The organism is Rhodanobacter sp. Root627, from assembly GCF_001427835.1.
Taxonomy (GTDB): Bacteria; Pseudomonadota; Gammaproteobacteria; order Xanthomonadales; family Rhodanobacteraceae; genus Rhodanobacter; species Rhodanobacter ginsenosidimutans.
The window spans coordinates 881,402-894,952 of the sequence record NZ_LMGW01000002.1 but is presented as its reverse complement, the minus strand read 5'-3'; the positions used below and the strand labels follow the sequence as shown (position 1 = coordinate 894,952).

The following is a 13,551-nucleotide window of genomic DNA, read 5'->3' as shown; positions in this document are numbered from 1 at the left end:
GAATTTGGCCTGTATCGGTTCTGAAATTCCAAGGAAACGATGGATGGCACGATCAGAACTAGGGGAGAAGTACGTTGGATAACGTCTTTACGTTCCGTGATCGGATCATCGAGGAGTACAGCCTATTTTCGCGAAGCTTCACGCGAATTGCGGCAGACGATATCCGCAAAGAAGTGGATGCTCAGTATGACGGCGGGCGCTACTGGCCCGAGCCGCTCATTCAGATAAACCCTAACTATCAACGCAAGGGAACGGTCCAGCAACTAGCCAAAGAGGGGGTGCTCAACAAAGCATGCGCGGAGCTCTTCCAAGTTGGGAAGACCGAATCGAATCCGCAGCCGCTCTACCTGTATGCCCACCAACTCGAAGCGCTTGCAAAGGGCCAGGGCCGGCAAAGCTATGTGGTTACGACTGGTACTGGGTCGGGCAAATCGTTGGCCTTCTTCCTGCCGATCATTGATCGAATTCTCAGCGCGAAAGCGGCTGACAGTAGTTCGCGCACTCGGGCGATTGTCATCTACCCGATGAACGCGCTTGCGAACAGCCAGCTCGAGGAGCTGGACAAGTTCCTCTATGGCTATCCCAATGGCGAGCAGCCGTTTACCGTCGCGCGCTATACCGGGCAGGAAAGTAGCGTGGAGCGGGAAGCCATCGCGAGCAATCCCCCCGACATTCTGCTGACGAACTTCATGATGCTTGAGCTACTACTCACGCGTTATGAGGATACGGACCGCAGGGTGGTGGAGCATTGCGAAGGTCTCGAATTCCTGGTGCTTGATGAGCTGCATACTTATCGAGGCCGGCAGGGTGCTGATGTGGCCCTTCTCGTTCGCCGATTGCGGGAGCGTCTGCACGCCTCCCAGCTGGTTTGCATCGGTACCTCTGCCACTATGTCCAGCGCCAACAATCTCAGCGACAGGAATAAGGCTGTTGCGGCGGTGGCGAGCAAACTGTTCGGAGCGACGATCTCGGAAAATGATGTCATCGGTGAGACGTTGGAGCGAGTCACTGATCCCTCCAAGGACGTCGCAGCCGTTCGTCATTTACTCAAAAGCTCTCTGGGTCGAGAGTCCTTCGTATGGCAAACCTTTGAGGCATTCACCACAGATCCTGTCGCGATCTGGGTGGAGTTGAACCTTGGAATTGAGCTGTCAGACCATGAGGCACCGCGACGTGCCAAGCCGCGCATGCTCAGCGACGCCACGCGGCAACTGATGAGCGATGCAGATTGCTCTGAGCAATTGGCTCGGGACGGCTTGCAGAAATTTCTTCTCGCCGCCCACGAGATCAATACGCCGCAAGGGCGTCCACCCTTTGCCTTCAAGTTGCATCAATTCATTAGTGGCCCGGGAAAGGTGCACGCGACGCTGGAATCGCACGGGCAACGCTATATCACTCTTGACGCGCAACGCTTTGCCCCAGGCCGGCAGTCGACTGGCGTGTTGCTGTATCCGGCGCACTTCTGTCGAGATTGCGGACAGGAGTACCACCCGGTTTGGCGATCAGAACAGGGCAGTCCTAAATATAGCCCGCGCGAAATCGACGACGTCACCGCCGATGACAATGAAGATGTGCATTTCGGCTTCCTTTGCCCGATACGGGAGGGGCAGGCGTACCAAGGGCGGTTGGAAGACCTCCCGGAAGCCTGGATCGACCTCACCAAGGCCGAACCCAAGGTCAAGAGCAACTACAAAAAAGCAGTGCCTTACGAGAGTCAGATTGATCCACAGGGCACGGAGGGACGCGGTGAGCGCTACTGGTACATCCCTGGGAAATTTCGCTTTTGTCTGAATTGTAGCCAGCTCCACGAGGCTCATGGGAAAGACATTCATCGCCTTTCCAGCCTGTCTGGCGAGGGGCGCTCATCGGCGACAACCGTTCTTACATTGAGCGCTCTGCGCGAGCTATTTGCACAGACCGATATCCCCGAAGGCTTGCCCGATCCACGCAAGCTCCTGGGCTTCTCTGACAACCGCCAAGATGCCGCCCTGCAAGCGGGTCACTTCAACGACTTTGTCTTCTTGTTGACGCTGCGATCCGCGTTAATTGGCGCACTAAAGACCAATCATGGCTTGCTGACGGAAGAGCATCTTGCTGACGCTGTCTTCAAAGCGTTGGGCTTCGATCGTGTCGACCTGGCGACACTCGCCGAATATCTGCGTACCCCAAAGCTCATGGGTCTGGCGCGTCAGGAAGCACAGCGCACCCTTCGCTTCATCATTGGCTACAGATTGCTGCGAGACCTGCGACGCGGCTGGCGCTTCAACAACCCCAACTTGGACCAACTGAGTCTGCTGGCAATAAGTTATCGAGGTTTGGACGACTTTTGCGCCGACGAATCCTTGTTTGAACATGCTGGCTTGGTGCTCAGCAAGCTGGCCCCGACGAATCGCGCCGCGCTCTATCAAGTGTTGTTTGACGAAATGCGTCGCGGCCTGTGTCTGGAAACCCGCTATCTCGACCCCGTTGAACAAGACAAGGCACGCAGCAGCGCCTTCTCGTACATCAACGAAAGGTGGGCCTTCGCCATCGACGAAAGGCTTGAAACGTCGAAATTGCTGGTCCTGGGGAAGCGGCCCGAATATCGCGGCAAACCGCGCCTCGATTTGGTAAGCGGCGGCCCCCGCTCGCGTTTGTTGAAGCTCGTCAAGAACACAACATGTTGGAAGCAATCCGCGTTTGCCGGCCAGGTCCATCTCTGGAAAGAAAAAGAATGGGTCGAGCTGATAGAAGTGATGCTGCAGGCTGCCGTGAGCTACGGTTATACCCAGAAGCATGCGATTGACGCTGCGTTGGTCGGGTGGCGGCTCAACGCCGCGGCACTGGACTGGAACCTGATCAGCCATCAGCAAGTCGACGAGGACAATAAATCCAACGCGTTCTTCCGCAAGCTCTACCTAAGCATGGCGGACATTCTCAATCTGCCAACGCACCCTCTCTTTGATTTCGAGGCTCAAGAACATACCGCGCAGGTGGACTCCACCCGTCGGCAACTGCTCGAGCAGCGCTTCCGCTTCACGGAAAAAGATCGTAAAGACTGGGAAGACAACCCCGCACACGATGCGCCGCTTGAACGGCTTCCGGTCATGTTTTGTTCGCCGACTATGGAGCTGGGCGTTGATATCTCCGCGCTCAACACGGTCTACTTGCGCAACGTGCCCCCCACGCCGGCCAACTATGCACAACGCAGCGGGCGTGCCGGTCGTTCCGGGCAACAGGCGCTGGTACTCACCTATTGCGCGGCACAAAGCCCACATGATCAGTGGTTCTTTCATCACGCCAGCGACATGGTGTACGGCGTGGTCAAGGCGCCAACGCTGGACCTGGCCAATCGTGACCTGGTCGAAAGCCATCTTCACGCCGTGTGGTTGGCGTGTGTCCGGATGGCGCTGGATAACAGCATCGCACCGCTGATCGATCTGGAGCTGCCGGGCAAGCCAGTAAAGCAGGCGCTGCAGCAGCGCTTCACTGACCCCGATGTTTTGCAACGTGCCCGGCACAGCGCGCTCGCGGTAGTCGATCAATTGACCGATGAGCTCAAGCAAAGCGGTTGGTTCTCCCATACTTATGTAGTCGACGTCATCGAGCGTTCGGCTCAGGACTTCTCCGGCTCCCTTGAGCGTTGGCGGGTGCTGTTTGACTCGACTCGCAAACAAATGGAGATGGCCGATCAGATCGTGAAAAGTCATACCGCGTCCCACGCGGAGCGCAACAACGCCAGTCGCCGTTACGGCGATGCGGCACGGCAGTACGCGGTGCTGCTCAAGACGGGCAATTCTCAGAACACAGATTTCTATACCTACCGTTACCTCGCCAGCCAGGGCTTCCTGCCCGGCTACAACTTTCCACGTCTTCCATTGATGGCCTGGATTCCCGCACGCGGCAGTGCCAATGCCGGAGGCAAGGATGACGAGGGCAGTATGGTCAGCCGTCCGCGTTTTCTGGCGCTCTCGGAGTTCGGGCCGCGTAGCCTGATCTACCATCAGGGGCGTATGTACCGCGTGGTACGCGCGAAGCTGAATGTGGGTTCTGCCGACCACATCTCCAGCAGCAGTCAGCTAGCTACCATCTCATCGCGTATCTGCAGTCAATGTGGATATGGCCATCTCGGCGAGCCGGGCGAAGGAGATCCCCTGTTCGATCGCTGTGAGCATTGTGATGCCTTGCTCACCGAAGGCGACTGGGTCAAAGAGTTGTATCGCATCGAGACCGTAGAAACCGTGCCTGTCGAACGCATCTCCATCAATGACGAGGACCGTCAACGCCAAGGGTTCGAACTGCAAACCACCTATCGCTTTCTACCTGGTCCCGACGGGCTCGTGCAAAAGAGTCAGGCCGAAGTTCGGCAAGGTGAGAATGTGCTGGCGGGTTTGGTCTACACGCCGGCAGCTCGCCTATGGCGGATCAACCGAGGCTGGCGCCGCCGCAAGGACAAGAATCAGCTGGGTTTTTACATCAACCCCATCACCGGTACCTGGAGCAAGAAGGACGATCCGAACGCCGAGGAAGGTGAGGGCCCCGTTGATGAGTCGCTGCTCGACAAGGTGCCCAACCAACGCATTGTGCCGTTTGTGGAAGACCACCGGAACTTGCTGATTCTCACGCCGGTGCATCCGTTGTCGCTGGAGGCCATGGCCACCCTGCAGGCGGCTCTCAAGCGCGGTATCGAAATGACCTTCCAGATCGAGGAGGCCGAACTGGTAGCCGAGCCGTTGCCTACGACCGACGATCGCAAGGCGCTCATGTTCTATGAGGCCGCTGAAGGCGGCGCGGGCGTGCTGACTCGTCTTGCCTCTGACCCGGGGAGTCTGGCTCAGGTGGCTGATGCTGCACTTCGCCTGATGCATCACCGAGCACCCGAAGGGGCGTGGTCCATGGATGCGCTGGAAAGCCTGGAGCTGAAGCAAAACGGGCTATCAATCTGTGAAGCAGGCTGCTACCAATGCTTGCTGTCCTACTTCAATCAACCCGATCACGACCACATCAATCGGCGCAATGTCGACGCGCTGAGGCTGCTGGTGGCACTCGCCAACGCGGAAGTGATCCTGGCCAGCAGTCAACCGAACGTTCCTTTGACGCACTCCGCGACTTCAAGTGACAACGCGCCACTGCACGGCTGGCTGCAGGCACTGGATAATGCCGGGCTAAGGCACCCGGATGCTCTCCAGGTTGCGGTGAACCACGGGACAGCGGTTGCTGCTGGCCAATACAAGTCTGCGCGGGCATTGGTGTTTCTTGAAACTCCGAGCCCGGAAGCTTGCGCCGCTCTGGCTGACAAAGGCTGGCGTGTACTGGATCTGTCTGATCCCACTCAGTGGGCCGCGCAATTTGCGGCCCACCCCGATGTATTTGGCAAGAGCGAAAAGAACGGATGAACGCGCAAAACCTCGACTTCATGCCCGGTAACCTGGTGCGCGCACGCGGACGTGAATGGGTTGTCCAGTCCGACTCGCAACCGGACTGGCTGCGTCTGCGTCCACTTGGTGGCGCCGATGAAGACATCATCGCGCTCATTCCAGATCTCGAACTGCAGGCTGTTGAGTCGGCCATTTTTCCGCTACCGGATCCGGCCCGACCCGGCAACCATGCCGCTGCCTTGTTGTTGCGCGACGCGCTACGCCTGAAGCTGCGCGCGGGTGGTGGCCCGTTCCGTTCGTTCGGCAATATCGCCGTCGAGCCGCGGTCCTATCAGCTGGTTCCGTTGTTGATGGCGCTGCGCTTGGCTACCGTACGCTTGCTCATTGCAGACGATGTGGGCATTGGCAAGACAATTGAGGCGGGCCTGATCGCGCGCGAGCTGCTCGATCGTGGGGAGATAAGCCGCATCGCCGTACTGTGTCCGCCACACCTCGTCGAACAGTGGCAGGGCGAACTGGAGCAGCGTTTTCATCTGCAAACGGTAGCGCTCACCTCAGCCAGTGCCGGCCGTCTTGAGCGCACCCTGCCGGTCGGGGTCGGTTTGTTTGATCATTACCCGGTCGTCGTGGTCAGCCTCGACTACATCAAAAGCGAAAGCCACCGCGAACATTTCCTCTCCACCGCGCCCGAGTGCGTCATCGTGGATGAAGCCCATACCTGCTCCACCGGTGGTCAGGGCAAGCAACTGCGGTTTGCGTTGTTGCAGCGACTTGCTGCCGATGAACAGCGCCACCTGATTCTGCTCACCGCCACGCCGCATTCCGGTAACGAAGCTGCCTTCTACAACCTGCTCTCCCTGTTGAATCCCGCCTTCGGCGCTCTGCAAGGCCGTACTTCCGCAGCCGATCCCTTGCGTCTGGAGCTGGCGCGCCACTTCGTCCAGCGCCGCCGCAAGGACATCGAGGAATGGCAGATCGAGTCTCAGGGCGTTCGGGCGTTTCCCACGCGAATGACGACCGAAATCACCTACCAGCTCACTGGCGATTGGGGTGCTTTCTTCGATGCCGTCCAGACCTATTGCCGCGAATTGGCGGAAACCGTGGAGCAAACCGGACACGGTGCGTCCCGCCTGATCTGGTATGCCACGCTGGCCCTGCTGCGTTGCGTGGCCTCCTCACCGGCCGCCGCTGTCAAAGCACTGACGACGCGGCTTGAGGGTGCTTGGGTCAATGACGACTGCCTTGCGGATGAGCGCCTGTACGACGGCGAGGCGGATGACCTGGCTGGCAACGACATGGAGCCACCGGGCCAACTGCAAGACACCTCTCGTCTGCAGGCGTTGATTGCGGAGGCCCAAAGGCTTTGCGGAAAGGCGGGTGACCCCAAGCTCGCGGCTCTCATCAGCCACCTCGACGGTTTGCTGGGCGATGGCTACCAGGTGGTGGTGTTCTGCCGTTACGTGGCAACGGCTCACTACGTGGCCGAACACTTGAGCAAGCACTTTTCCAAAGCCACCGTGGAGGCAGTAACTGGCGAATACACGCCAGAGGAGCGCCGCGAGCGGGTTGAGGCTATGGCGGATGCCGAGCAACGCATTCTGGTGGCTACCGATTGCCTGTCCGAGGGCGTCAACCTGCAACATCTGTTCACGGCCGTGGTGCATTACGACCTGGCCTGGAATCCCACTCGCCACGAGCAACGCGAGGGCCGTGTCGATCGCTTTGGCCAGCAAGCCAGCGAAGTGCGCTGCTCCATGTTGTACGGGCAGGACAACCCGGTCGATGGCTTTGTGCTCAACGTTATCCTGCGCAAGGGCGAAGCCATCCAGAAAGAACTTGGCGTATTGGTGCCAATGCCAGCCGACGAGCAGCGCATCAACCAGGCGTTGGTCAAGGCCGCGTTGATGCGCCGAAGCGACACGAGAAAGACTTCCCCGCAGCTTGGGTTCGACTTTGCGGAAGTCGAACAAATTCTGGCGCCGCTGCAGGCGGAATGGAAAGACGCGATGGAAAAGGCCAAGGCCAATCGCACCGTGTTCGCCCAGCGCCGAATTCGCCCCGACGAAGTACTGCCGGAGTGGCAAAAGCAGCAGCAGGCTTTGGGCAGCGAGGACGATGTCAGGCGCTTCGTACAGAGTGCGTGCGCGCGCCTGAATGCACCGCTGGAACCCACCACGCGAAATCGCTTTCGTCTTCTTCCGCAGCATTTTCCCGAAGCGTTGCGACTGCGCTTGGCGGATGAGGGCATCGACAAGCCACTTATCCTCGATTTCGCGCAACTGCACCGCAGCCATCCGCTGGTGACGTTGCTCGCGGAGCACTTGCTTGAGGAGGCATTGCAGGAGGACAAGCCCATCGCCGCCCGCTGCGCGGCCACCGTCACTGCCGATGTGGATGTCGTCACCACCCTGTACCTGCTGCGATTGCGTCATCAGCTCAGTTATGTCCGGCGTCGCCAACCGCATCAACTGATGGCCGAGGAAACCGTCACCCTGGCCGTACGGGGGCGAAGCCAGCCGCAGTGGCTCAATGATGAAAGCACAGGCGCACTGCTGCAATGCGAGCCCACCGCCAATTTGCCGGCAGAGCAGATGCAACGTGAGATCAGTATGGCGCTGGAATTTTTGCGGGCGCATCCCGAGCAGTTGGAAGCACTGGCGCAACAGCGAGCAGAAGCGCTGCTGGAGGATCACCAGCGCGTGCGTGAGGCAGCGCGTGATGTGGGCCAATACAGCGTGACACCTTGCCTGCCGGTGGATGTCATCGGCGTTTATGTCCTGCTGCCCGATACGCTGTAAGGCCTGAGTGATGCGACTGACCAGAAACAAATCCCACGCCGCCCTCAGCCTTCCCAGCCTGCGCCTGGAAGGCAGCCTGTTGCTGCCCGATCAACTGGAAAAGGCCGCCCTGGGCAACGCTGCCCATCAGACCGAGGCGGATTACCACACCCCCAAGGGCCTCAAGGTCAAGGACGACTACAGCCGCGCCTTTCAGATCGCCAGCGCGCAGTGGAAACACTTCGCCAGCCAACTGGAACGCGACGATGTCGATGCCGCCGAGCTCACCACCAGTTTTGTGCGGGAGCTGTTGCGTGATGCCTTGGGTTACAGCCACCTGATCGACGTTGACGGCATCGATGCGGGTGAGCGGCGCTATCCCATAGCCCTGCTCGCCGGGAATGTACCGGTGGTCGTGGCGCCGCACACACTGAACCTGGACGAGCTTGACGAGCGCTTCGCCGTCGTTGGCAGCGGCAGCCGCAAGAAATCTGCGTTTCAGATGACGCAGGAGTTTCTCAACGCCAGTCCCGATCACCTTTGGGGCATCGTCAGCAACGGCAAACAGCTGCGCCTGCTGCGTGATGCCGCCACGCTGACACGCCCCAGTTATCTGGAGTTTGATCTGCAAGATCTGCTGGCAGGCCAGCGTTTTGCGGAATTCGCCATGGCCTGGCGTTTGCTGCACGCAAGCCGTGCAGGCCAGCCGGGCGATGCGCCGGAGGCCAGCATCTGGGAAGCGTGGCGTAGCGCGGGCCAGCAAGAGGGTACGCGCGTACGTGAGGGTTTGCGTGTCGGCGTAACGCAGGCACTCCTCACTTTGGGCAGTGGATTTTTGCAGCATCCCGCCAACGACGCGCTGCGTCGCGATCTACAGGAGGGCCGACTCACCAAGGAGAAATACTTCGAGCAGCTGCTGCGACTGGTTTATCGGTTGATCTTCCTGTTCACCGTGGAAGAGCGCGGGGTATTGCATCCTTACGACGACAGCAAACCAGCGATTGCCGCCCGTCGTGCCTATGCTGAGGGTTATGCTTTGGCGCGCCTGCGCGACGCCAGCTTGCGCCGCCGCGCACGTACTCGCTTCGATGATCTGTGGACGGCGGCCTGCATCGTCTTCCGCGGCTTGGCAAATGGCGAGCCGCCGCTGGCGCTCCCGGCGCTCGGCGGCTTGTTTGCGGAGAGCCAATGTCCGGCGCTGGATAACGCCAGCCTGACCAACACCAGTCTTCTCGAGGCCATCAAACACCTGCGTTGGGACAGCAGCACCGGCACCTTGGCGCCAGTGGACTATCGCAACATGGGCCCGGAAGAGTTGGGCTCGGTTTATGAGAGCCTGCTGGAACTGGTGCCCGAGGTCGACCTACCCGTACGCACGTTCGGCTTTACCGGGCTGACCAGCGATGGCAGCACCCAGGGCAATGCACGCAAGGTCAGCGGTAGCTATTACACGCCCGACTCGCTGGTGCAGGAGCTGATCAAGTCCGCGCTCGATCCGCTGATCACACAGCGCCTGGCCGAGAGCCCGGCCAACCCGATCGACGCTCTGCTCGGTATCACCGTGATCGATCCAGCCTGCGGCAGCGGTCACTTCCTGCTTGCGGCGGCGCGGCGGCTGGCCGAACAACTGGCGGTGCTGCGCAGTCCTGAAGGTGCGGTCAAGCCGCAAGACTACCGTCATGCGTTGCGCGAGGTCATCACGCGCTGCATCTTCGGCGTGGATCGGAATCCCATGGCGCTGGAGCTGTGCCGCATGGCGCTGTGGCTGGAAGGCTTTGAGGAGGGCCGGCCGTTGTCCTTCCTCGACCATCATTTGCAGTGCGGTGACGCGTTGCTCGGCCTTGTCGATCTCAAGGCATTGCAGTTCGGCATTTCGTCTGCGGCCTTCAAGCCGCTTTCCGGCGACGACAAGAACGTTTGCAAGGAGCTGACAAAGGACAACAAGGCCGGGCTCAAGGCGTTGGAAAGGGCCTTTGACAAGCAGCAGACGCTCCCGTTGGCGCTGGAGAGAGCGGCGGGCTTTGAGGAGCTGCAAGCGCTGGAAGCACTACCCTTCGAAACTCCTGCAGATATCGTCAAGCGCGAACAGGCATACGACCTGATCCGCTCGCAGTCCCGCAACAGCAAGCTGGCGCATGCGGCAGATCTGCTGCTGGGTGCCTTTGTGCTGACCAAGACCGAACAGAGCGCGAGCAGTGTGCCGACCAGCGGCACACTGTACTTGGAGTTGTTCAGCGACTCGCACAATGCCCAGCACCAGCAGCAGCTCGCGGCGGCGCGGGCTGCTTGTGTCGAAGCTCGAGTACTCCACTGGCCGTTGGCGTTTCCGCAGGTGTTCAAGCAGGGTGGCTTCGACTGCGTGCTGGGCAATCCGCCGTGGGAACGCATCAAACTGCAGGAGGAGGAGTTCTTCGCCACCCGTAGCCGTCTCGTGGCGGATGCGAAAAACAAGGCCGAGCGTAGCCAGCGTATCGACTGGCTCGCGCAGGGCCTGCTGGCGCAGCATCTCTATCCACAGCAGGAGCAAAGCCCAGAAGCCAGCGCCACTGAGCAGCGGCTGTATAGAGAGTTTCTGAGCACGCGTCGTACTGCAGAAGCGGCTAGCGTGTTTGTGCATGTCAAAGGCGAGGAGGGTGGACGTTACCCGCTGACGGGCGTGGGCGATGTGAACACCTATGCTTTGTTTGCGGAAACCATCCGGCAAATCACGGCGAACAGTGGGCGAGCAGGATTCATTGTACCCTCGGGCTTGGCAACTGATAACACGACAAAGGGATTTTTTGGAGATTTGATATCAAAGAAATCGTTGGAAAGTTTCTTTGAGTTTGAGAATGAAGGATTTTTCCCGGGCGCGGGACAGGGCCATATGCTGCGTTTCGCGCTCACGACCATTGTTGGTTGCGCTAAGAAAATTCCAGAAACCCGATTCCTCTTTCAAGCGAAAAAGCTGGATCATTTGCGCGACTCTGAGCGCGTGTTTTCGCTTAGTGCCGAAGATATCGAGCGTGTTAACCCGAATACGTTGACATGCCCAATATTTCAGTCCAGGTACGACGCTGAGTTGACCAAAAGAATATACCAGCGCGTGCCGGTGTTGGTTCGTGAATCTCGAGGGGATGTTCCGGAACATAATGCGTGGGGCGTTCGTTTCATGGCTATGTTCCATATGGCCAATGACAGCCATTTGTTCAAGACGTACGAGGATTTAATGCAGGACGGTTTTGAGTTGGTGGGCAATCAATTCGTCCAAGGAAGCGATTGTTTCTTGCCCTTGTATGAATCAAAAATGATCCAGATTTATAATCACCGAAATGGCGACTTTTCGGACTCGAATCACGAGCGAACGCACGTTTTGCCAAAGATACCTGAAGAAAGATTAGAGAATCCAAAATATCTGACCTTGCCCTACTATTGGGTCGCTAGGGAGGAGGTGGTGAGCAAGTGCCTCGCGGCGGCTTGGGATAAACAGTGGTTTTTTGCATGGCGACGAATCACCGACGCCCGGGCAAGCGCCCGCACCGTTATTGCCACTATTGTCCCGAATTCAGGTGTTGGGGATAGCCTATTCCTTCCGTTACTCAAGGACTTTGATGATAAAAGGTTATATGCGTGCTTTATGGCAAATATGGGATCCCTTGTCTTTGATTACGTTGCACGACAAAAGCTCGGCGGTCTAAACTTGAATTACTTCACTTTCAAGCAACTGCCATTCGTAGACGCTCAATCGTATAAAGATAATGATATTGAATTTATTTCGTCCCGCGTTGCAGAGCTTACATACAATTCTGTCGATCAAATTGATTGGGCGAGCGACCTTTCACTCGTTGGCCCTCCCGTTGAATTCGACCACGCAAAGAGATCCGTCTTGCAGGCAGAGCTAGACGCATACTTTGCAAGGATATATGGCTTAACCCGTGAGGAAATGCAATTCATTCTGGAGCCCGAAACAGTTAAACCCGGTTATCCTTCCGAGACATTTTCTGTCTTGAAGCGCAACGAAGTGCGTGAGTTTGGCGAGTACCGCACTCAGCGACTGGTGCTGGAAGCGTGGGACAAACTGGAGAGTGGGGACTTGCACTGATGCTCACCCACCTCAAGCTCGACAACTTCAAAATCTGGCGCAGCACCGGCGCGATGCGCCTGGCGCCGCTGACGCTGCTGCTGGGAACCAACTCCTCCGGCAAGTCCAGCCTGATCCAGAGCCTGCTGCTGATTCGCCAGACCGTAAAAGGCGATGATCCGAACCTGGATCTCAATCTGGGTAATCCCGACGCCAATGACTCGGTCACTCTTGGCCAGTTCAGTGATCTGCTCTGTCGCCATGGTGATGTGAGTGGCAGCATTCCCGCCAACCAGGTCGGCATCGAGTTCCGTTGGAACGAGGGCGCCGACCTGACCATGTCGACCCTATTTTCGGCACGCTATCGCAAGGGCCCGTCTGGCAGTGCGGAGCTGGACTACCTGCGTCTGGGGCGCGATGGCGAAGGCTTCACGGTGGAGCGTCGCAAGACCGGCATTTACCGCTTGTGGTTGGCCGATAAGCGCAAAGCCGTCGGTCAGAGCGCGGACTATAGGCCGCAACGATCCTTTGCGTTCTCGCCGGAAGCCATCGCTTCGCTGGGTAAGCGCGGCTCGTCGATAGAATCGGTCGGTCCAGCGCTATTGCACGAACTCGGCAAGGTCATCTATCTCGGGCCGGTCCGCCGCCTCGCTCAGCGCGACTACGTCTGGTCCGGCCGCATGCCTGCGCATATCGGTGACGACGGTGCCAAAGCGGTGGATGCGTTGATCGCCAGCGGCGTCGCCATCGAGCAAGCAAAGAAACGCAACAAGCCTAAACCACCCGAAGCCGAACTATTCGACCGGACCATCGACTGGCTCAAGGCGATGAACCTGGCCGATGGCTTAGAGGTGCGCGCGCTGGGCAGGTCGGCACGCTATGAACTGCTGATAAAAAACAACGACGAGTCCTCAAACCTCAAGGACGTGGGCGTCGGCGTATCGCAGGTGCTGCCCGTAATTGTGGCAGCCCTGTTTGCCCAGCCCGGACATATCGTCCTGATCGAAGAGCCCGAGAGCCATTTGCATCCTTCGGCTCAGTCTGAGCTGGCCAACTTGTTTGCCGAAGTGAGCAGCGAGCGCGGCGTGCAATTCATTATCGAAACGCACTCCGAGCACTTATTCCGGCGTATGCAGACCTTACTCGCACGACAGACAGTCACACGAGAAGACTGTGCCATGTACTTCGTGGAGCGAGACGGGAGGCGCGCGAGTCTTCGACCCCTGGAAGTGGATGAGGTGGGACGTATCCGCAATTGGCCGACACAATTCTTTGGTGACGCGTTGGGAGAGACGAGGGAGCAGGCAAAACTGGCGATCGAGCATGCCAAGGAGATGAGGGCAAAGGATGGCTAGGT

4 protein-coding genes are annotated in these 13,551 nt (G+C 58.7%); all 4 read left to right on the top strand.

The features are described 5' to 3' along the window. The first annotated feature begins 74 nt into the window (after nucleotides 1–74). The 4 genes from ASD68_RS11220 to ASD68_RS11205 are packed head-to-tail and all read left to right on the top strand — an operon-like array spanning nucleotide 75 to nucleotide 13,549. Nucleotides 75–5,375: a DEAD/DEAH box helicase gene (locus ASD68_RS11220; protein ID WP_056606746.1), complete on the top strand. Its 5,301-nt coding sequence runs from the start codon at nucleotides 75–77 to the stop codon at nucleotides 5,373–5,375. Further along, complete coding sequence (locus ASD68_RS11215) at nucleotides 5,372–8,155, top strand: helicase-related protein (RefSeq protein ID WP_056606743.1); 2,784 nt, start codon at nucleotides 5,372–5,374, stop codon at nucleotides 8,153–8,155. Before ASD68_RS11220 ends, ASD68_RS11215 begins: the two co-directional genes overlap by 4 nt. A 10-nt stretch (nucleotides 8,156–8,165) precedes the next feature. Continuing rightward, on the top strand, nucleotides 8,166–12,215 hold the full coding sequence (locus ASD68_RS11210) for an N-6 DNA methylase (RefSeq protein WP_056606741.1): 4,050 nt from the start codon (nucleotides 8,166–8,168) through the stop codon (nucleotides 12,213–12,215). Continuing rightward, on the top strand, nucleotides 12,215–13,549 hold the full coding sequence (locus ASD68_RS11205; RefSeq protein WP_056606738.1) for a DUF3696 domain-containing protein: 1,335 nt from the start codon (nucleotides 12,215–12,217) through the stop codon (nucleotides 13,547–13,549). Before ASD68_RS11210 ends, ASD68_RS11205 begins: the two co-directional genes overlap by 1 nt. Nucleotides 13,550–13,551: the final 2 nt, after the last annotated feature.